Annotated in this window: 19 protein-coding genes and 1 pseudogene; 6 read left to right on the top strand and 14 right to left on the bottom strand. The window is 72.3% G+C overall.

Annotated features, from left to right (window positions below; translation table 11 throughout):
• Positions 1-131, bottom strand: a pseudogene (locus ABZ842_RS36635) (ABC transporter); the annotation flags it as partial.
• 126 nt (positions 132-257) lie between these two features.
• A complete protein-coding gene (locus ABZ842_RS36630) occupies positions 258-1073 on the bottom strand; it encodes a LysR family substrate-binding domain-containing protein (protein WP_361547394.1) in 816 nt (271 codons plus the stop codon).
• 58 nt (positions 1074-1131) lie between these two features.
• On the opposite strand from ABZ842_RS36630, the gene ABZ842_RS36625 reads away from it, so the two are divergent.
• Complete coding sequence (locus ABZ842_RS36625) at positions 1132-1569, top strand: DUF5997 family protein (protein WP_361547391.1); 438 nt, start codon at positions 1132-1134, stop codon at positions 1567-1569.
• Positions 1570-1681: 112 nt separating this feature from the next.
• Here the strand turns inward: ABZ842_RS36625 and ABZ842_RS36620 are convergent, their stop codons facing one another.
• On the bottom strand, positions 1682-3094 hold the full coding sequence (locus ABZ842_RS36620) for an aminopeptidase P family protein (protein ID WP_361547388.1): 1413 nt from the start codon (positions 3092-3094) through the stop codon (positions 1682-1684).
• Between the two features lie 251 nt (positions 3095-3345).
• Between ABZ842_RS36620 and ABZ842_RS36615 the strand changes: the two genes are divergently transcribed.
• Positions 3346-4329: a LuxR family transcriptional regulator gene (locus ABZ842_RS36615; protein ID WP_361547385.1), complete on the top strand. Its 984-nt coding sequence runs from the start codon at positions 3346-3348 to the stop codon at positions 4327-4329.
• Between the two features lie 41 nt (positions 4330-4370).
• Here the strand turns inward: ABZ842_RS36615 and ABZ842_RS36610 are convergent, their stop codons facing one another.
• The 7 genes from ABZ842_RS36610 to ABZ842_RS36580 all read right to left on the bottom strand — a co-directional run bounded on the left by ABZ842_RS36610 (position 4371) and on the right by ABZ842_RS36580 (position 10921).
• Positions 4371-5504 carry an LLM class flavin-dependent oxidoreductase gene (locus ABZ842_RS36610; protein ID WP_361547382.1) on the bottom strand — a complete coding sequence of 378 codons (1134 nt, stop codon included), beginning with the start codon at positions 5502-5504 and terminating at the stop codon, positions 4371-4373.
• A gap of 137 nt (positions 5505-5641) precedes the next feature.
• Positions 5642-6199: an NADPH-dependent FMN reductase gene (ssuE, locus tag ABZ842_RS36605; protein WP_361547379.1), complete on the bottom strand. Its 558-nt coding sequence runs from the start codon at positions 6197-6199 to the stop codon at positions 5642-5644.
• A 97-nt stretch (positions 6200-6296) separates the two neighbouring features.
• Positions 6297-7280: an ABC transporter substrate-binding protein gene (locus tag ABZ842_RS36600; protein WP_361547376.1), complete on the bottom strand. Its 984-nt coding sequence runs from the start codon at positions 7278-7280 to the stop codon at positions 6297-6299.
• A 56-nt stretch (positions 7281-7336) separates the two neighbouring features.
• The gene (locus ABZ842_RS36595) at positions 7337-8134 is read right to left on the bottom strand and encodes an amino acid ABC transporter ATP-binding protein (protein WP_361547373.1); all 798 of its coding nucleotides are present in this window, start codon (positions 8132-8134) and stop codon (positions 7337-7339) included.
• The gene (locus ABZ842_RS36590) at positions 8131-9123 is read right to left on the bottom strand and encodes an amino acid ABC transporter permease (protein ID WP_361547397.1); all 993 of its coding nucleotides are present in this window, start codon (positions 9121-9123) and stop codon (positions 8131-8133) included. Before ABZ842_RS36590 ends, ABZ842_RS36595 begins: the two co-directional genes overlap by 4 nt.
• Before the next feature lie 38 nt (positions 9124-9161).
• Positions 9162-9716 carry a GNAT family N-acetyltransferase gene (locus tag ABZ842_RS36585; RefSeq protein ID WP_361547370.1) on the bottom strand — a complete coding sequence of 185 codons (555 nt, stop codon included), beginning with the start codon at positions 9714-9716 and terminating at the stop codon, positions 9162-9164.
• Positions 9713-10921: an LLM class flavin-dependent oxidoreductase gene (locus ABZ842_RS36580; RefSeq protein WP_361547366.1), complete on the bottom strand. Its 1209-nt coding sequence runs from the start codon at positions 10919-10921 to the stop codon at positions 9713-9715. The genes ABZ842_RS36585 and ABZ842_RS36580 overlap by 4 nt, the downstream gene beginning before the upstream one ends.
• A gap of 631 nt (positions 10922-11552) precedes the next feature.
• Here ABZ842_RS36580 and ABZ842_RS36575 point away from each other — a divergent pair.
• Positions 11553-12104, top strand: a complete 552-nt coding sequence (locus ABZ842_RS36575; RefSeq protein ID WP_361547363.1) for a hypothetical protein — start codon at positions 11553-11555, stop codon at positions 12102-12104.
• Between the two features lie 6 nt (positions 12105-12110).
• Here the strand turns inward: ABZ842_RS36575 and ABZ842_RS36570 are convergent, their stop codons facing one another.
• Both ABZ842_RS36570 and ABZ842_RS36565 read right to left on the bottom strand, forming a co-directional pair.
• Positions 12111-13118 carry an aldo/keto reductase gene (locus tag ABZ842_RS36570; RefSeq protein WP_361547360.1) on the bottom strand — a complete coding sequence of 336 codons (1008 nt, stop codon included), beginning with the start codon at positions 13116-13118 and terminating at the stop codon, positions 12111-12113.
• A gap of 234 nt (positions 13119-13352) precedes the next feature.
• Positions 13353-13892, bottom strand: a complete 540-nt coding sequence (locus ABZ842_RS36565; RefSeq protein WP_361547357.1) for a TetR family transcriptional regulator — start codon at positions 13890-13892, stop codon at positions 13353-13355.
• Positions 13893-14044: 152 nt separating this feature from the next.
• Here ABZ842_RS36565 and ABZ842_RS36560 point away from each other — a divergent pair, with 152 nt between their 5' ends.
• Both ABZ842_RS36560 and ABZ842_RS36555 read left to right on the top strand, forming a co-directional pair.
• On the top strand, positions 14045-14458 hold the full coding sequence (locus ABZ842_RS36560) for a PPOX class F420-dependent oxidoreductase (protein ID WP_361547354.1): 414 nt from the start codon (positions 14045-14047) through the stop codon (positions 14456-14458).
• The gene (locus ABZ842_RS36555) at positions 14455-15282 is read left to right on the top strand and encodes an SDR family NAD(P)-dependent oxidoreductase (RefSeq protein ID WP_361547351.1); all 828 of its coding nucleotides are present in this window, start codon (positions 14455-14457) and stop codon (positions 15280-15282) included. Before ABZ842_RS36560 ends, ABZ842_RS36555 begins: the two co-directional genes overlap by 4 nt.
• A gap of 42 nt (positions 15283-15324) precedes the next feature.
• Here ABZ842_RS36555 and ABZ842_RS36550 read toward each other — a convergent pair whose 3' ends face one another.
• Together ABZ842_RS36550 and ABZ842_RS36545 are read right to left on the bottom strand one after the other, a co-directional pair.
• A complete protein-coding gene (locus ABZ842_RS36550; RefSeq protein WP_361547348.1) occupies positions 15325-16413 on the bottom strand; it encodes a DUF5937 family protein in 1089 nt (362 codons plus the stop codon).
• 21 nt (positions 16414-16434) lie between these two features.
• Positions 16435-18009 (bottom strand): AbgT family transporter, encoded by a 1575-nt coding sequence (locus tag ABZ842_RS36545; RefSeq protein ID WP_361547345.1) that lies wholly within the window; start codon positions 18007-18009, stop codon positions 16435-16437.
• A gap of 225 nt (positions 18010-18234) precedes the next feature.
• On the opposite strand from ABZ842_RS36545, the gene ABZ842_RS36540 reads away from it, so the two are divergent.
• Positions 18235-20157, top strand: a complete 1923-nt coding sequence (locus ABZ842_RS36540; RefSeq protein WP_361547342.1) for a CocE/NonD family hydrolase — start codon at positions 18235-18237, stop codon at positions 20155-20157.
• The last annotated feature ends 116 nt before the right edge of the window (positions 20158-20273 follow it).

Genomic DNA, 20273 nt, shown 5'->3' with positions numbered 1-20273 from the left:
CCGTTCGGGCCCAGCAGGGCGAACACCGACCCGGCCGGAATGCTCAGATCGATGCCGTCCAGGACGGACTTGCCACCGTACGACTTGCGCAGGCCCTCGGTCGCGACGGCGAGTGGATGAGGTGTCGTCATGCCGCAGAGGGTGCGGCGGGGCGCGTTCAGCCCGGTTTCACCACGGTTTCAGTCCCGGGGCCAGCGCCGGGGCTTCAGTGCCGGGGTCAACGCTGGAGCCCTTGCGCTGCGGGGCGGCGACCGCGCTCAGCCGCGGCGGCGGGGCCTGCCGGTGGCGCGGCCGGAGCCTCGGGACGCCTTGCCCCCGCCCGTACGGCCGCCGCCCGGGCCGGAGCCGGTACGCCGCTGCGGGGACTGCGCGCCGCCCTTGCCGCCCTGCTGCCCCTTCCCGGCCTTCTGTCCCTTCCCGCCCTTGCTCGGCTTCCGCTGCTCCTCGTCGGTGCGGCGGCCCCGGGTGCTGTTGACCGTGCGCCCTCGCACGATCCCGATGAAGTCCTCCACCATGTCGGTGGTGGCGTCCTCGGGCCAGCACAGGGCGACCGACGACTGCGGGGCGTCCACGACGGGCCGGTACGTCAGGTCCCTGCGGTGGTGCAGCCGCGCCAGCGACTGCGGGACGACCAGCAGCCCCACCCCCGCCGCCACCAGTTCGACGGCGTCCGCCGTCGTCGCCGGGCGCTCGATCGCGGGCCGCCCCGGCGGCTCCTCCCAGCCGAGCGCGTCGTCGAGGGGGTGGAACAGGACCTCGTCCGCCAGGTCCGAGACGGACACCTCGTCCACCGCCGCCACCAGGTGGTCCTTCGGCACGACCACCACGGTGGTCTCGGTGTAGAGCGGGATGGCGCTGAAGACGTTGCGGTCCACGGGCAGCCGCACCAGTCCGGCGTCCGCGCCGCCGTCGCGCAGCAGGTCCGAAGCCGCCGGGACCGCGACCTGGAGCAGCTCCAGCGGGACGTCCGGCAGCCGCTCCTGCCAGATCCGCACCCACTTCGCCGGGGTCACGCCCGGGACGTAGGCGAGGCGGAACACGGCGGGATCGGGGGCTGTCTCCGGGGCTGTCACAAGGCCAGATTACCGTGCGTGGTCAGAGCCCCGGGCGGCACTCGATATCCTTGGACCCATGACGTCGCGCCAGAGCACCCAGACCATGAAGCCCGCCACGGCGGCCAAGAAGCTGGGTGTGTACCTCGAAGCCACCCCCGCCGAGTTCCGGGAGGGTGTCGTCTCCCGCGACGAGCTGAACGCGCTCCAGGCCGACCCGCCCGCGTGGCTGCGGGACCTGCGCCGCGAGGGCCCGCACCCGCGTCCGGTGGTCGCCGCCAAGCTCGGGATCTCCATTTCGGGACTCGCCCGCGGCGGCGTCACCGAAGCGCTCACCACGGAGCAGATCGAGGCCCTGAAGCAGGAGTCCCCGGAGTGGCTGGTGCGCGAGCGCGCCACCCAGGCCGAGGTCCGCAAGGAAGCGGCCCGTCTGAACGACAAGGCTGACAAGGCTGACAAGGCCGAGAAGACGGCCAAGGCCAAGGCGGACGAGGCCGCCAAGAAGACCCGGAAGTAGCCGACGCCAGCGGGCGCCGTGCCCCGCTCGTGCCCGAAGGGCCGCCGGACGCGGAAAGCATCCGGCGGCCCTTCGGTCGTCTTAGGCCGTCTTCGACCGCCTCCGGTCGTCGTCAGCCGGCGAAGCGCGCCATCCACGCCTCCACGTCGTCCGCCGAGCGCGGCAGACCCGCCGACAGGTTCTCGTGGCCGTCGTCGGTGACGAGGAGGTCGTCCTCGATTCGCACGCCGATGCCCCGCCACTCCTCGGGCACGGTGAGGTCGTCCGGCTGGAAGTACAGGCCCGGCTCCACCGTGAGCACCATGCCCGGCTCCAGCACGCCGTCAACGTACTCCTCGTTCCTGGCCCGTGCGCAGTCGTGGACGTCCAGCCCGAGCATGTGACCCGTGCCCGCCATGGTGAAGCGGCGCTGGAGGCCGAGTTCGTACGCCCGCTCGGCCGGGCCCTCGATGAAGCCCCACTCGACCAGCCTGGCGGCCAGGTGGCGCTGGGCCGCCTCGTGGAAGTCGCGGTACGCGGCACCCGGCTTCACCGCGGCCATGCCCAGCTCCTGGGCCTCGTACACCGCGTCGTACGCCTTGCGCTGCACGGGCGTGAAGGTCCCGCTGATCGGTAGCGTGCGCGTGACGTCGGCGGTGTAGAGGGTGTGCGTCTCCACGCCGGCGTCCAGCAGGAGCAGCTCCCCCGGGCGGACCGGGCCGTCGTTGTCGGTCCAGTGCATGATCGTGGCGTGGTCGCCGGCGGCGCAGATCGTGCCGTATCCGACGGCGTTGCCCTCCAGGCGCGCGCGGCGGAAGAACGTGCCCTCGATCCATCGCTCGGACGAGGCGACCGCCACGGACAGCTCGCCGATGACGTCGGTGAACCCGCGCACGGTGGAGTCCACGGCCTTGCGCAGCTCCGCGATCTCCCACTCGTCCTTGACGAGGCGGAGGTCGTCGAGCGCCTCCTTCAGTTCGTCGTCGCGCTCGGCGTCGGTCGTGACGGCGGCTTCCAGGGACGGGTCGATGCCGCGGACGATCCGGGTCGGCGCTCCGGAGGCGGCGGCCAGGTCGCCGGCGGCGGTGCGGACGTCGCGGCAGGGCAGCCCCAGCACGCGCTCGGACTCGGCGAGGGAGCGCCGCCGGCCCATCCACAGCTCCGCCGTGGGGCCGGTCCAGAACTCCTGGTCGTCCCGGCCGTCCCGGGGCAGCTGGAAGCAGTAGGCGTCGTGCCCGCCGTCCGCCCGGGGTTCGAGGACGAGGGCGCCGTCCCGGGCCTGGTCACCGGTCATGTGGACGTAGCCCGAGTAGGGCCGGAACGGGTACGTGTCGTCGTTCGAGCGGACCTTGAGGTTCCCGGAGGGGATCACCAGGCGCTCGCCCGGGAAGCGGGCGGAGAGCGCGGCACGTCTGCGGGCCGCGTGGGGAGCCTGCTCGTCGAGTTCCAGGTCGTGCCGCTCGGTGTCCGCCCACCCCGTGCGCATCAGGGCGGACAGTTCCTCGGAGATGCCTGAGTAGAGACCGTTCTTCCGGCCTTTCGCCACGTCGTACGCCTTCCCGTGAGTGATGGGTCATCGGCGCGGGGCAGCGGGAGCCGTCGGAGCGGGGCCGTGGGGAACCGGCCACCGTGCCGGGCGGCCCGGCCCGCCCCGCTGCCGCCGGGTCGTCCGGTCGTCCGGTCGTCGGACGTCGGCGGCCTTCGGACGGTATCCCGCACGGCACCCGTCCGGCGCCCCATGGTGCCAGTGGCACGGATCGGCCAGATTCCGATCCGGGGCGATCGATAATGCGACGCATGACGAACGCGAAACTCGGCGAGGCGCTGCGACTGCTGGGGCTCGACCAGGCGGCGGCCGACGTGTACCTCGCGCTGCTCGACGTCGCCCCGGCCCCGCTGGGTGCGGTCGCGGCGGCCACCGGGCTGGACGGTGCGGAACTGGCCGCCGCGTACGGCGCGCTGGTGGACGCCGGGCTGGCCAGCGCCGCCGAGGCCGCCGACGACGTAGTGGCTCCGGTGCCACCCGCGGCCGGCCTGGAGGTCCTCGCCAGGCACCGGGCGGCCGAGGTCGAGGAGTCGCGCATCGCCGTCGGGGGCGCCTTCGAGTCGTTCCGGCGGCAGCGGCTCGCCGCCTACAACGACGATCTCGTGGAGGTCGTCACCGGCGACGCCATCGGGCCCAGGATGCGTCAGGCGTGGGCGAGCGCGCGCGAGCAGATCCGGCAGTTCGAGTCGCCGCCGTACTTCCCGCTGTCGAGCGCCAGGGACGACGCGCTGGCCACGCTCGCCCGCGGGGTGACGCAGCGCGTCGTGTACTCCCGGGATTCGCTGGCGCACCCGGGGCACCTCAAGGAGGTCATCGAGCCGTGCATCCAGGCCGGCGAGCAGGCCCGGACCCTGCCGTCGGTGCCGGTCAAGCTCCTGATCATCGACGAGGCGTACGCACTGGTCTCGTTGTCGATCGAGGAGGCCGACGTCCACAACACCATGCTGGTCGTGCAGCCGTGCGGCCTGCTGTCCGCCCTCGTGGCGCTGTTCGAGCTGTCGTGGCGCAGCGCCGTGCCGTTCCCGGGGCGCGCCGTGCGCCCGGGCGGCCCGCCCCCGGCCGACCGGCGCCTGCTGTGGCTCCTCGCGGGCGGCGCGAGCGACGAGGTCATCGCCAGCGAACTGGGGATCAGCCGCCGTACGCTCTTCCGTCGCCTACAGATCCTGATGGCCAGGTCCGGCGCCGCGAACCGCTTCCAGTTGGCCTTGCAGGCGCAGCGCAACGGATGGCTGTGACCGGTTCGCCGCTGCCGTCACCTCCGCCTTCGCCTCTGCCTTCATCTGCGCCGCCACTCTTGTGCGAGGAGTTCGTAGGAGCGCACCCGGTCGGCGTGGTCGTGCGTGATGGTGGTGATGATCAGCTCGTCCGCGCCGGTGGCCTCCTGTAGTTGTTCGAGTCGGTCGGCGACGCGCGCCGGGGAGCCGACGAACTGGGTGTCGACGCGGTCGGCGACCAGTGCCCGGTCCGCGTCGGTCCACGTGCGGGTGCGGGCGCGGGCCTGGTCGGGGGTGGGGAACGGGATGGCGCCCTCGGCGGTGCGGATGCTGCGGACCCACGGGCCGTACCCGGTGGCCAGTTCGCGGGCGGTCTCGTCGTCCTCGGCGACGACGACGTCCGCGGAGACGCTGACGTAGGGTTTGCCGAGGTGCTCGGACGGTTGGAACGCGGCGCGGTAGCCCTCCGCCGCCTCCAGCACGGTGGCCGGGCTGACGTGGTAGTTGGCCGTGAAGCGAAGTCCGTTGCGCCCCGCGACGGCGGCGCTCTGCCCGCCGCTGCTGCCGAGGATCCACACCTGCACCCGGGCTCCTTCGCCGGGGACGGCACGGGCTTCGACCCCGTCGGCGGAGCGGTAGTCGCCGCGCAGCAGCGCGAGTACGTCGTCGATCTGCTCGTCATAGTCCTGCGGCCCGGCGCCCGGCAGGTGCAGCAGTCGCTGTTGGAGTCGGAAGCGGGGCGTGTTCGCCAGTCGTTCGAAGGAGAACCGCGGCGGGATCTCCAGCCCGTTGGGGGCGCGGCCGTCCACGACGGGGACCGTGGTCGGTCGCGGCTCCGCCGTCCGCTTTGCGGGACGTCCGCCGGAGCGACCGAGGCCGAGGTCGAGTCGCCCGGGGTGCAGGGCGTCGATCAGACCGAACTCCTCGACGGTGGACAGGGCGGTGCGGTGACCGAGTTGTACGGCGCCGGATCCGATCCTGATCGTGGAGGTGGCGGAGGCGGTCAGGGCCAGCACGACGGCGGGAGAGGCGCCGGCCACCCCGGGGTTGAGGTGGTGTTCGGCCAGCCAGTAGCGCGCGTAGCCGAAATGCTCGGTGCGCCGTGCGAGGTCGACGGTGTTGTGCAGGGCCTCGGCGGTGGTGGAGCCGGACGGGATCGGCACGAGGTCGAGTACTCCGAGTGGGATGGCGGACATGATCGGGTGCTACTCCTCGGCGCTCGACGGGCGTGGACACCGGTTCCGGGGCTCCGGGCTCCAGGGCTCCGGGGTCGCTGCTTCGCTGCTTCGCTGCTTCGGTGCTTCGGTGCTTCGGTGCTTCGGTGCTTCGGTGCTCAACGGGATGCGGTCAGCAGGGCCGTCCGGCTGTCGAGGGCGTCGGAGAACCGGTCGACGACCTGCACGAGGGCTTCGGCCGCGCCTTCGGCGACGGTCAGGGTGCCGTCGTCGCCGACCAGGATGTCCCTGTCGAGGGTGAACCAGCCCTGGACGACGTGTGCGGCACCCATGGTGCTGAGCACGGGGCGCAGTGCGTAGTCGATCGCGAGGACGTGCGCCGTGGTTCCGCCGGTCGCCAGCGGCAGGACCGTCTTGCCGGCGAGTGCGTGTTGCGGCAGGACGTCGAGCAGGGACTTGAGCAGCCCGGAGTAGGCGGCCTTGTAGACCGGTGTGCCGACGACGATGCCGTCCGCGCGGGCGAACGACTCGGTCGCCGCGACGATCGCGGGGTGTCCGAAGTCCGCGCCGAGCAGGGCCGCAGCGGGCAGGGTGCGGACGTCCAGGGGGATCACCTCGTGTCCCCGGGCCGTGAGCCGTCGGTCCAGGTGGCGCAGCAGGCGTGCGGTGCGGGAGGTGGCGGAGGGGCTTCCGGAGACGGACAGGACGGTGGCCATGGCGAACCCTTCGGGGCATGGGGTGGGCGTGGGGGGCGGCGGACGGCAGCGGGGCCGCGCGGCACGGCGCGTGCTGCGCGGCCCCGCACCGCGGCGGCTACTTGTTGGTCAAGGGCAGTCCGGGCGGGTTGACCTCGGAGGTGGGCACGGCCTCCGCGGAGAGCCCCCAGCGCGCGAGCACCTTGGCGTACGTGCCGTTGCTGATGGTCTCGTTGAGTGCCTCGGCGAGGGATTCGGCCAGTCCGCTGCCCTTCTTGGTGGTGGCGGCGATGAGCCCCTGGAGGGTGGTTCCGGCCCCGGAGTGGACGCCGACGACCTCGGTCTTCCCGCTGATGGCCGCGTGGTAGGCGGCGGTCGGGTGGGGGCCGAGGTAGAGGTCGATCCGGCCGGACTGCAGGGCGAGGTGGGTGTCGCTGTCGCTCTGGTAGTACTTGATGTCCACGGGCTTGAGGCCGGCCTTCACCGCTTCCTCGCTCCACTCGATCAGGAGCTTCTCCTGGTTGGTGCCGCTGCCGACGGCGACGGTCCGGCCCGCGACGTCCTCGGGCCCGGTCACCTTCAGTCCGCTGCCCTTCTTGGCCTCGAAGCCCAGGTTGTCCTCGCGGTAGCTGGCGAAGTCGTACTTCTGCTTGCGCTCTTCGGTGTCGGTGATGTTGCTGAAGCCGACGTCGTACTTGCCGCTGTCGAGGCCGACGAAGACGTTCTCCCACGACACCGTGTTGACGCGCAGTTCGAGGCCCAGCACTCCGGCGACGAGGTGGGCGATGTCGACTTCGACGCCGATGACGGTCTTGTTGTCGTTGGCGTAGAAGTTCAGGGGTGCGGCCGAGCCGGAGGAGTTGACGATCTCCAGGGTGCCCCGGTCGCGGATCTCCCGGGGGACCCGGGCGGCGATGGATTCGACCTCGTCCGTGGTGATGCGTCGCTGCTCGGGACTCAGGTTGATCTTCGTGCTGGTGCCCTTGGTGGCGGCGACCTCGACCGTGCCGCCGTCCGAGGGGTTGCCGCACGCGGCGAGGGCGAGGGCGGCGGTCAGCCCCAGTGCGGCTTGGGCGGTGCGGCGGGCCGTCGAGCGGAACATGGTCGTACTCCAAACTCGCAGTGGTGCGCGGGGATTCATGGCGAGGGGCGGGCCGGTCACAGGACCTTGGAGAGGAAGGAGCGGGTGCGCTCGTGCTGCGGCCGGTCGAGTACGGCAGAGGGCGCCCCCTGCTCGACGACGACGCCGTCGTCGAGGAAGACCACGGTGTCGGCGACCTCGCGGGCGAAGCCGATCTCGTGGGTCACGACGATCATGGTCGTACCGGAGCGCGCCAGGTCCGTGATGACGTCGAGGACTTCGCCGACCAGCTCCGGATCGAGCGCCGATGTGGGTTCGTCGAACAGCAGCACCTTGGGTTCGAGGGCGAGCGCACGGGCGATGGCCACGCGCTGCTGTTGGCCTCCGGAGAGCTGCCGCGGGTAGGCGTCGGCCTTGTCGGCGAGCCCGACCCGCTCCAGCAGCAGGCGGGCGGCCCCTTCCGCTGCTGCGCGCCGGCGGCGGAGGGCGGAGACGGGCGCCTCGACGAGGTTGGCCAGGACGGTCAGGTGCGGGAAGAGGTTGAAGTCCTGGAAAACGAAGCCGATGTGGGTGCGCTGCTTCAGGACGTCCCGCTCCCTCAGCTCGTACAGCTTGTTGCCGGAGCGGCGGTAGCCGACGGTCTCTCCGTCGATGCTGATCCAGCCGCGGTCGACCTTCTCCAGGTGGTTGATGGTGCGCAGCAGGGTGGACTTGCCGGAGCCGGAGGGGCCGAGGACGACGGTGACCTCGCCGGTGTGGACCCGGAGGTCGACGCCGCGCAACACCTCCACCGCACCGAACTTCTTGTGGACGCCTCGGACGTCCACCATCACGGGGTCGGCGGCCGGCCGGGCGTGGGGCGTGGCCGCGGTCATCGAACGCCTCCCGACGGTTCGGGCACCGTGAAGGGCCGGTCGCGCTGGGCGGCCCGGGTGCGCAGGGTGCGGGCGAGGCGCCGGGCCCGCTCGACGGGGGTGGGTGGCGGGGTGCGGTCGGTGCCGCGGGCGAAGTGCCGCTCCACGTAGTACTGGCCGATCGACAGCAGGGAGGTGAGGACCACGTACCAGGCGGTGGCGACCAGCAGCAGCGGGATCACCCGGCCGTTGCGTCCGTAGACCACCTGCACTTGGTAGAAGAGCTCCCCGATGGCCATCACGTACACCAGCGACGTGCCCTTGAGCAGGCCGATGACCTCGTTGCCGGCCGTGGGCAGGATGGCGCGCATGGCCTGCGGGAGCACGATCCGGCGGATCTGCCGCAGTCGGGGGATGCCCAGTGCTGCGGCTGCCTCCAGTTGCCCCTGGTCGACGGCGATGACGCCGCCGCGGACGATCTCGGCGGCGTAGGCCGCCTGGTGCAGCGTCAGCCCGATGACGGCGGCGCCGATGGTGCCGATGAGGCTGTCGCTGTCGACGGACCAGAACACCGGGCCGAAGGGGATGCCGACGCCCAGCCTTTCGTACAGGGCGCTGAGGTTGAACCAGAACACCAGTTGGACGATCACCGGGATGGATCGGAAGATCCAGATGTAGGTCCAGGCGACGGTCTGCAGGACGGGGTTGCGCGACAGCCGCATGAAGGCCAGCACGGTGCCCAGCACAAAGCCCAGTGCCGTTGCGTAGAAGGTGAGTTGGAGGGTCACCCAGACGGCCTGGAGGATGGTTTCGGACAGGACGTACGCGCGGAAGACGTCCCACTCCCACACGGGGTTGGTGGCCAGGCCGTGGAGGAACTGGGCCACCACGACGATCGCGGCGGCAGCCGCGACCCAGCGGGCGTAGTGGCGGGTGGGGACGACGGTGAGGGGGTCCGGTGCGGCAGGTGGGGTCTGCGCGCCTCGCGGGGTCTCGACGGCGGGGGGCACGGCGGCGACGCGTCGAGGCGTTCCGGTGCCGCGGACGCTCACAGGTCGGTCGCCCTTCTGTGGCGCGGTGCGGGCGACAGGTGCTTTTCGAAGGGCAGGGGGCCGATGGTCTCCGGGTCGGCCCCGGTGTCGAACAGGGGGGTGTATCCGGTTGTCAGGTACAGGCCGCGGGCCTCGGGCTGGCGCGGTCCGGTGGTCAGGTAGATCCTGCGGTAGCCACGGGCCTCCGCCTCACGCTCCAACTCGGCGACGACGCGTCGGGCCAGACCGCGCCGTCGGTGGGCGGAGTGCGTCCAGATCCGCTTCAGCTCGGCCGTCGCGCCGTCGTAGCGGCGGAAGGCGCCGCCCGCGACGGGTTCGCCGGCTTCGAGGAGCAGGAGCAGGACGCCGCCGTACGGTGCGGTGAACTCCTCGTCGGGGTAGCGGGCGAATTCGGAGCGGGCGTCCTTGCCGTAGCGCGCCGCGTACTCCTCGCCGAGTTCGCGCAGCAGGGGGCGCGCCCTCGGGTCGGAAACGGCCACGTGGATGACCGTCGGGAGGCCGGCCGACGTCGACGGCGGGAGCGGTGACGGGAGCGGTGTGGCGGACGTCATCCGGTCACCGCCGCGCGGGGAAGCGGCTCACCCTGCGTCTGTTCGGCATCGCGTCCGACGTCGCTGTCTGCGGCGCGCCTGGCATCCCGTTCCGCGCCGCGCTCAGCGGCACGCTCGGCGTCGCGCTTGGCGACCTCCTCCCGGACGATCGGAATCACGTGCCGGCCGAAGTCGATCGCGTCGCCCAGCAGGTCGTACCCGCGGGCGGAGAGGATGTCCACGCCCAGGTCGTAGTAGTCCAGCAGCGCCTGGGCGACCGTCTCCGGGGTTCCGACGAGGGCGTTGGAGTTGCCCGCGCCGCCGGTGGCGGCGGCGGTCGGGGTCCACAGGGCCCGGTCGTAGCGCTCCCCCGCCTCGGCGATGGCGATGAGTCGCTGCGAGCCGGTGTTCTGCGGCCGGTCCTGCCCGTGGTGGCGCCGGGTGAACGCCGCGCCCTGCGCCCTTCGCTCCTTGATCGCGGCCACCGTGCGGTGGGCCTTCTCCCAGGCCAACTCCTCGGTCGGGGCGATGATCGGGCGGAACGCCACCTGGATGCGGGGCACGTCGGTGCGGCCCGCGGCCCGCGCGGCGGCCTGCACGGCTGCGATCTGCTGGGCCGTCTGTGCCAAGGGCTCGCCCCACAGGCAGAAGACGTCCGCCTCGGCGCCCCCTGCGGTGTACGCGGCCGGTGACGAGCCGCCGAACGACACGTTCGGGCGCGGCTGTTGGACCGGGAAGACGTCACTGACGAAGTCGTGGAAGCGGTAGTGCTCGCCCTCGTGGTCGAAGGGTTCGCGGGCGGTCCAGACCTTCTTGACGATCCGGATGTACTCGCGGGTGCGGGCGTAGCGCTCGTCCTTGGTGAGGGTGTCGCCCTCGCGGCCCTGTTCGTGGTCGTCGCCGCCGGTGATGAAGTGCACCGTGAGGCGGCCCTCGCTGATCTGGTCCAGCGTGGCGAAGGTCTTCGCGGCGAAGGTCGGGTACGAGACGTTCGGTCGGTGGGCGAGCAGGGTCTGGAGGCGGTCCAGCCGGCTCGCGACGTAGGCGGCGGCCGGCGCGGGGTCCGGCGATCCGGAACCGTAGGCGAACAGCACCCGGTCCCAGTCGTGGTCCTCGTGCGCCCGGGCGAGCCGGAGTGTGTACTCCTTGTCGAAGGCGGCGCCGGAGCGCGGGGTCGTTTCGGAGCCGTCGTTGGTGGCGGCGATGCCAAGGAACTCCACGGGCATGGGAGATGCCTTCCTGCAGACCTCCGGGGCGCGCCGGGGCGCCCCCGGCGCAGTCGGGCGGGACGGCGCTGCCGGGGTCTGCGAATCACGTGATGGGCAGGTGTGCTGACGCCTGGGCGCGGGCCTCGGGCGCAGTGGGCCGGGTGGGGCGGGTCAGGCTCCGCCGGGACCGCCCGTACGCGAACGACGGTCCGCACGCGGATCGCGCGTGCGCCCGGGGCGGGGCACGGCGCAACCGCGAGGGGAAGGCGACGGGAGCTCGACCCGCGAGTGGGTCACGAAGAAGAGGGGCCGGTCAGACGGCCCGCTGCCGCATCAGGCGCAACACGCTGCGGACCACACGCGACCGAAGTCGATGTGGTCACGGGTGACCAAGTGCTGCTCGGCGTTCATGCGGTTAATTGAGCCGTACAACGTGGCTTCCGTCAACCACGGCCCGGATGGTGGACCGAGGTTGACCCTCCGTCACTTCCACGACCGCAGCGCCACCTTCACCAAAGATGGCGCCAAATTGCCTTGCACAGTGGTGCCATCAATGTGCCATCATGGCATCACCGGGTAGCGCACCCCTCATTCCTCACAGGCCGAGGGGTGCGCGAGTCCGCAGGGAGCCGATCGAAGGGGTGGGGTCATGGAGACAGCGCAGCGCCAGCAGCAGCCGGCGCCGGGCGCCGTGGCGGCCTTCGCCCGCTTCGTGCTCTGCGGCGGCGGAGTGGGGCTCGCCTCCAGCTTCGCGGTGACGGCCCTCGCCTCCTGGATGCCCTGGGCCCTGGGCAACGCCCTGGTGACCGTGGCTTCCACGCTCCTCGCCACCGAACTGCACGCCCGCTTCACCTTCGGCGCCGGCGGGCGGGCGACGTGGCGTCAGCACGGGCAGTCGGCCGGGTCCGCGGCAGCTGCCTACGCCGTGACGTGCCTGGCGATGTTCCTCCTCCAGCAGTTGGTGTCCACCCCTGGCGCACTGCTGGAGCAGGTCGTCTATCTGTCCGCCTCCGCGCTCGCCGGGGTCGGGCGGTTCGCGGTGCTGCGCCTCGTCGTCTTCGCGCAGAACCGTTCGCTGCCCGCGGCGCCCGCGGCCGAGGACTGCGGGAACCACGAGGCCCGCACCGCCCGCACCGTGCCTGCGGCCGTGCCCCACGCCTCGACCCCGGCCGGCCCCGCGGCGCTCTGCTGCGCCGCGTGACCGGGGTCAGCGCTGGGCCGGATCCGTGGCGATCACGCTGTACGGGTACGGCAGCGGCTGGTCGCCGGCCTCGGTCAGCAGCGCCGCGTCGGCCGGGTCGAGGTCGACGCCCGCCGCGCCGAGGACGTTGTCGAGTTGGTCGAGCGTGCGGGCGCCGACGATCGGAGCTGTGACGGTGGGACGCCCGCCGAGCCAGGCGACGGCGACCTGCGCCGGAGTCAGCCCGCTGCGCCCGGACACCTCGAACAGGGCGTCCAGGACGCGCCAGGTGCGCTCGTCCTGGTACGCGCTCCAGGACTCGCCCCAGCCGAGCCGCTCCGCCGTCTCCACCCGGCTGCCGGCCGGCGGCGCCGTGGCGCCGCGCCGGATCGAGCCGCTGAGCCAGCCGCCCCGCAGCGGGCTCCACGGAATGACGCCGAGACCTTCGTGCCGGGCCACCTCGATCAGCTCCCACTCGGTGGAGCGGTCCAACAGGTTGTACAGCGGCTGGAGGGTGGCGAACCGCTCCCAGCCGTGCAGACGGCTGAGGTCCAGGGCCTTCTGGAGCTGCCAGCCGGTGAAGTTGCTGGCCCCCAGGTAGCGGACCTTGCCGGACTTCACCAGGGTGTCCAGGGTGGCGAGGGTCTCCTCCAGCGGAGTCGCGGGGTCCCAGGCGTGCAGCTGGTACAGGTCGATGTGGTCGGTGCCGAGCCGGCGCAAGCTGGCCTCCACCCCGGCGATCAGGTGGTTGCGCCCCAGCCCCCGGTCGTTGGGGCTGTCGCCGGTGCCGTACCGGACCTTGGTGGCGACCACCACGTCCTCGCGACGGCGCTGCTTCAGCCACCTGCCGAGTATCTCCTCGGAGGCGCCCGCCGAGTAGATGTCGGCGGTGTCGACGAAGTTCCCGCCCGCCTCGACGAACCGGTCCAAGATGGCGTGCGACTCCGACTCGGCGCTCTCCCTCCCGAACGTCATGGCCCCCAGGCAGAGTTCACTGACCACCAGCCCGGTTGACCCCAGGAAACGGTGACGCATCTCAAGTCCCTCCCGATCGCTCGACTTCGCGGCGCGGCCCGACGAGCCCGACGCGGGGCACACACGGTCCGGCCCCGGGTTCATCACGTGAACGCGGCGGCTGGACGGCCCCAAGTCGCAGGGCCGGTACGGGTGCAGCCGCGCTCCGGGCTCGACGGGCCCATGGATCAGCGGTCACCCTCGCACACCCGGGCGCGGATGCCGAGAGGTTTTCGAGGCAGAGCACCCTGCGCGTCAGGCCGGCCGAAGCCCCGCCGTCAGCGACTGGACGACCATGTCGGCCCCCTGAGCGCAGGTCAGCTCCGGCATCTCGTGCGCGGCCATGTTGGTCAGGTGAACGAGCAGGGTACGGGCCCAGCGGTCCGGCAGCCGGGGGCTGATGACGCCTTCGCGCACCGCGCGGGCCATGAAGGCGTCGAGCTCCCCGATCAGCCGGTCGAGACGGGCAATCCCCGCCTCGCCCTGCACCTGCCGCACGTCCACCGGCCATCGCCTGCTGACGGCGATGACGCCCTCCGCGTAGCGGTGCAGGGCCACCAGTACGGGCGCTTCGGTCAGCCGCGCTTCCGCGACGACCTGCTCGCAGGCGTCGAGCTTCGCCGCGCGGACGGCGGCGAGGAGTGCCTCGCGGGTGGCGAAGCGACGGTAGACGGTACGCCGGTCGACCCCGGCCGCCGCGGCGATCGCCGCGATGCTCGTACCGGGGTCGTCCGCCAGCAGGCGTGCGCCGGTCTGCAGGACGGCGTCCAGGTTGCGTGCCGCGTCAGCTCTCATCGTGACCGGGAGCATACGCAGGAGGGGCGCCGATACGCCAACAAACTCAACAACCACATTGCACTTCCCCATTGAAGTGCCACATAGTTGTGACACTTCATCCGTTCGACGCGTACGCCTGCCGTCGCGTCAGCACTTGCTCGGGAGTCCGCGTGAGCCCGGTCCGTCTGTCGGTGAAACTCAAGGCAGCACTCGATTCCAGGATCTTCGTCACGGTGGCGACCCTGCGGCCCGACGGGAGTCCGCACCAGTCGGTCGTCTGGCTGGGGCGGGACGGCCACGGCGTCTTCTTCGTGACGGGCGTCGACATGCTCAAGGTGCGCAACCTGCGACGCGATCCCCGGCTCAGCGTCATGGTCAACCCGCCGGACGAGCCGTACGGGTACGCCGCGCTCAGCGGCACCGCCCGCTTCGAGAGCGCGGGCAGCCGCGAGCGGCTGGACGAACTGGCCCTCAAGTACACCGGCATGACCTACGCCGAGCACCGCCCGGAGACCGCCGCGTCCCTCCCGGAGCTGGTCACCGTGCACCTCACCCCCGAGCAGATCGCGGCGCGGTTCCTGTGAGGACCTACGTCGTCACCGGAGGCACGGACGGCATCGGCAGGGCCGTCGCCCACGCCTACTTGGACCGTGGCCACCAGGTGGTGGTCATCGGACGGAACGCCGAGAAGGGCGCGGCTTGGCTGGCCGCCGCGCGACGACGCGGCGCGACCGCGCGAGCGCACTTCATCCGCACCGACCTGAGCCTGCTGTCCGAGACCCGAACGCTGATCGACGCCGTCCGCTCGTCCTTCGCGAAGGTCGACGCGCTGGTGCTGTGCGCCCGGCACTTCCGCACCACCCGCCTGGAGACGGCCGAGGGCTTCGAGAACACCCTCGCGCACTTCTACCTGAGCCGCTTCCTGCTGGGCCACGGGCTGGCCGGTGCGCTGGAGTCCGCCGACGCGCCGGTCGTCCTCAACGTCGCGGGACCCGGAGGCGGGGGTGAGATCCACTGGGACGACCTCCAGCTCACCGGGGAGTACGACGGCCACCGGGCGCTCATGCAGGGCGGACGGCTCAACGACCTGCTCGGCGTCGCCTACGCCGAACTCCGCCCGAACACGTCGGTGCGGTACGTCCTGTTCAACCCGGGCCCGGTCCGTACGGCCTTCTCGGGCGAGTACACGCCGGACGCCCTGGCCCGTCTCGACGCCGTCCGAAGGACCGCCGCCTCCGTCGAGGACGCGGTGACCCCGATCCTCGACGTCCTGGACGCCCCGCCTGCTGCGGGCCTCAGCGCCTTCACACGGGGCCGCCCCCTCGACACCTCGGGCCCGGAGTTCGCCGTCGAGGACGCCCGCCGGCTGCACCTGCTCACCGAGCGGCTGTTGGCCGGACTCGGTTGAGCACCGGGGGCTACCCGGAGTGGGCGGAGTCCGGCACCGCCCTCACCGCCCCACCGTCGCGAGCACGTCGTGCCCCAGGCGTCGGATCACGTCCGTGGCCAACCGGTGGCGCACCAGTTTGCCGTCGCGGGTGGAGCGGACCAGGCCCGCGTCGCGCAGGATGCGGAGGCTGCGTGAGACCTGTGGTTCCGTGGAGCCGAGGCGGGTGGCCAGTTCCGAGGTGGTGATGGGCTCGCCCAGCAAATGACGGCAGAGCTCCATCCGGGCGGGCGAGGTCAGCGCCATCAGGCGCTGGTGCAGATCGCGCACGGTGAGTTGCTCGTCGGAGGTGGTGCCACGTGCGGCGTAGTGGACCACGACGCACGAAGTGTGCTCGTTCTTCACCGTCAGATGCGGCCACACCCGGGCCGACGGGACGAGGACGAGCGGTCGGGGGGCGACCCGGACTTCGTGGTTCTGCAGCTTGTCCAGGCGTACCCGTGCGCCCGGGCCGACCCGGACCGCCGTCGGCAGCAGATCGGTGAGCACGTCCACGGGCGCCCGCAGGGCCAGTCGGCGCCGGACCTCCCGGGCGTGGTCCTCCAGGACCGGCCGGAGCGTGCGCCAGTCCTCCGCGAAGAACGCGGTGTCGGCGGCGCGCAGGGCCGCCAGCAGCCGGTCCCGTAGCTCCAGCGGCGCGGCCACCAGTTGCCTGGCCAGCTCACCGCGGGCGTAGGAGCGGCGCTGGCAGCGACGTGCGTACTCCTCCGCGGCAGGGGTGCCGGGGAGGAGTTCACGGGCGGGCGGCACGGGTTGCGCGGTGGTGCCGAGGACTCCCGGGGCCACCAGCTCCAGGAAGTCCTCGGCCGCCAGCCGGGCCAGCGCCGTCAGCTCCTCGTCCAGGCTCTCGGCGAGCGGCAGCGCGCGCGGGAAGAACAGCCGGCAGCGGAAGCGGGCCCACAGCGGGGCGAAGACGAGCAGTTCGTCGCGGAGGCCGGGGTCCGCGACGGCACGGGCCGTCCAACCCGCGGCCTCCGGGTGGTGCTCGGGTTCGGCGAGCACGTGCAGGCTCGCCATCAGTTCTGCCAGGGCGGAGGGGCCGACCACGAGGTCCGCGGGGCCGAGCCCTCCCAGGTCGAGGACGATGCTCACGCCGTCAGGGTACGGCGGGCCTCATCGCACGGGCGCGCCCGGGCCGAGCGGGATGCCGAGCGCGTACCAGACGAAGAAGAGCGCGGTCCACACCACCAGCATGACCATGGCGACGGGCAGGGTGAAGGAGACCAGGGTGCCGATGCCGGCCTTGCGGCGCAGCGTCTGGAGGTAGCCGACGCAGAGCATGAACGACGTGCTCATGGGGGTGATCGAGTTCGTGCAGGAGTCGGCGATGCGGTAGAGCGCCATGGTGGTGGCCGGGTTGGTGCCGAGCAGCATCAGCATCGGCACCAGGGCCGGGGCGACCAGGCTCCACAGCGCGGAGCCGGAGGTGATCACCAGGTTCATCAGCGCGATCGCGACGATCAGCAGGGTGAACAGCAGCAGCGTGGGTGCGCCGAGGCCCTTGAGGAAGTCGGCGCCCTCCACCGCAACGACGGTGGCGATGCCGGTCCACTTGAACAGGGCCAGGAACTGGGAGACGGCGAAGAAGAGCACCAGCAGCGGGGCGATGGAACGCACGCCCTCCGCCATGAACTGCGGGATCGCCCGGCTGCCCTTGATCTGGCCGGTGAGCCACCCGTACACGGCACCGATGAACAGGAAGAAGACGGTGAGGAAGACGGCGATCGAGTTCATGAAGGTGGACTCCACGATCGCACCGCCCTCGCCGCGCAGCGGCGACCCGGTGGGCAGCATCGCGAGCACGATCAGCGCGGCGTAGCCGAGGACGGCCGCTCCGGTCAGCTTCAGGGCGCGCAGTTCGGTGGCGTCGTCCACCTCGGCGGCCACGACCTGACGCGCCGCGGCGGCCTCCAGGTCGGCGTCGGGGGTCAGGTGGTGCTCGCGCTTGGCGAGGACCTTGTCCACGACCAGGGCGATGGTGGCGGCCAGCACGAACGCGGAGACGGTCGTGAAGTACATGTTGTCCGTGGGACGTACCACCGCCTCCTTGTCGATCAGCTGCGCTGCTTCGGTGGCCACGGAGGCGAACAGCGCGTCGCCGGGCGCGATCAGCGGGTTGGCGTCGCCCGCCGCGTTGATGGAGACGAACGCGACGATCATGCCGAGCATCGGGGAGCGGCCCACGGCGCGGAAGGCGACCGCGCCGAGCGGGATGAGCACCACGTACGCCGAGTCGGAGAGGAACTTGCCGAGCACGCCGCCCAGGGCCACGCCCAGGACGACGGTGCGCGGGGAGAGCCCCGACAGCATGCGGCGGGCCAGCGCCTCGAAGAGTCCGGAGCGCTCGGCGACCGCGACGCCGAGCATCACCATCAGCACGGTGCCGAGCGGGCCGAAGGTGACGAAGGACTCCTCGGCGCCGGTGATCAGGTCCCGTACGGCGTCGCTCGACAGGGCGCTGCGCACCCCGACGAGGTCCCCGGACGAGGGGTCCTCGACCTCCAGCCCGGACGCGTTCAGGGCCCAGCTCGCGACGGCGACGACGCCGGCGAGTATCCAGAACAGCCAGAACGGGTGGGGCAGTGCGTTGCCCGCGCGTTCGATCACGTCCAGGAAGCGGGAGCCGCGGCCCTCCTCTCCGGACCCGCCGGGGGGCGCTTCGGGGGCGGGCTGGACGGGTGTGCTCATGGCGGTGCTCCTCGGGAGGCGGTACGGGGACAGGGCGCGGCCACGCCGCGAGCGGTCGGGAAGGGACCCGGTGCACGCACGATCCGCCGTGCCGGCAGGCGGGGCGTTGCCGGGTTGCGGTGCACAGTAGGTCCCGCGTCCTGTCCCGTCACCGTCCGACGGAACAGTTGACCTGATGAGGTCAAGTGATCGCCATGACCTGGGCCACTGCCTAGCGTCACGGGGGTGACCTCGTACGACACCTCCGCCGCCGGCCGTCCCGAACCCCTCGCGGGCGGTGCCCTGTGGCGCCGTGCCCTGCGCGTCCCCGTGCGGGACGGCGTGCGCCTCGCCGCCGATCTGTACTCGGCCGCGGCCGAGCCGGAGACGACTCCGCTGCCCGTGCTCCTGGAGCGCACCCCCTACGGGCGGCGGGCGCCGCGCGCGTCCGACCAGGACCGGGCGGGCGCTCCGGTGCCCCCGCCCGAGGAGATCGCCCGGCACTTCACGGCCGCCGGCTATCACGTCGTACGGCAGGACTGCCGGGGCCGCGGCGACTCCGAGGGGTCGTTCGTGAAGTACCTGGGCGAGGGGCCGGACGGTGCGGACACCATCGCGTGGCTCGTGGCGCAGCCGTGGTGCGACGGCAGGGTGGTGATGACGGGGGTGTCGTACTCGGCGCACTGCCAGTCGGCCGCCGCCGCAGAGGGGGCACCGGGGCTGGCCGCGATGTTCCAGGACTCGGGCGGCTTCTCCTCGGCGTACGACGCCGGCATGCGGATGGGCGGCGCCTTCGAGCTGAAGCAGGTGACGTGGGCGGTGCGGCATGCGGCGCGGAGCCCGGAGGCGGCGGCCGATCCGGTGCTGTCGCAGGCGCTCGCGCGGGTGGACGTGGCGGGGTGGTTCGGCGCGATGCCGTGGCGGCCCGGGTGCAGTCCGCTTCGGCACCTGCCCGTGTACGAGGACTTCCTGCTGGAGCAGTGGCGGCAGGACGCCTTCGGGGAGTACTACCGCAATCCGGCGCTGTACGGGCGGGGCCACTACGAGCGGTTCCCGGACGCGCCCAGTCTGCACCTGGGGAGCTGGTACGACCCTTATGTCCGCTCCACCATCGAGAACTTCACGGCGCTGCGCGAGCTGAAGTCGGCGCCCTCGTACCTGGTAATGGGCCCGTGGACGCACGGGCACCGCTGCGAGACGCATGCCGGGGACGTGGACTTCGGCCCGCGGGCGACGCTGGACGGCAACCTCGCACCCTCGTACCTGGAGTTCCGCCGGCGCTGGTTCGACCGGGCGCTGGGGCGGGTTGCCGTCGACGGCTCCGCAAGTGCGGACGAGGGGGAGCTCCCGGCCGTCCAGTACTTCCTGATGGGCGGCGGCGACGGGCGACGGGACGCCGCCGGGCGGATGAGGCACGGCGGCGAGTGGCGCACGGACGACCAGTGGCCGCCGACGGCGACGGAGCCCGTCGCCCTGCACCTGACCGCCGACGGAGTGCTCCGTACCGATCCGCCCGCCGCGGACGCGCGGTCGGTGACGTACGACTTCGACCCCCGCGACCCCGTGCCCACCCTGGGCGGCCAGGTCACTTCGGGCGAGCCGGTGATGGCGGGCGGGGCGTACGACCAGAACGCCCCGGACGCCCGGGTGCACGGGGCGCGGGAGCCGTTCCTGCCGCTGGACGCCCGCCCGGACGTGATCAGCCTGAGCACTCCCCCGCTGCGGCGGGACGTGGTGCTGGCCGGTCCGGTGTCGGCGCGGCTGTACGTCTCCAGTACGGCGCTGGACACCGACTTCACCATCAAGCTGATCGACGTCCACCCGCCCAACGCGGACTATCCGCACGGCTTCGCCGTCAACCTCACCGACGGGATCCTGCGCTGCCGCTTCCGCGACTCCTTCGAGAAGCCCGAGCCGCTCGTCCCGGGCGAGGTGTACGAGATCGAGGTCACCGCGCCCGACACGGCCAACCTGTTCGCCGCCGGGCACCGCATCCGGCTCGACGTGTCCTCCAGCAACTTCCCGCGCTTCGACGTCAACTCCAACACCGGCGAGTCGGAGGCGGCGGCGCGCCGCACCGTCGTGGCCACGAACACGGTGCACATGGACGGGGAGCGCCCCTCCCGGCTGCGGGTGTGGGTGGAGGGCGGGGTGGACGCGCTCCGGTAGTCCCGCGCCGCCCGAACCGCCCGAGCCTCCCGACCCGCCGCCGGACGGCCGCCGATGGCGGACCGAGTGGCGCGATCGTTCAAGACCTCCCCGGCCGTGCGGCCCTACCGTTCCGC

This window comes from Streptomyces sp. NPDC047315 (assembly GCF_040643215.1).
In the GTDB taxonomy this organism is placed as follows: domain Bacteria; phylum Actinomycetota; class Actinomycetes; order Streptomycetales; family Streptomycetaceae; genus Streptomyces.
The sequence above is the reverse complement of the archived record's forward strand: the minus strand, read 5'-3'. Positions and strand labels throughout refer to the sequence as shown.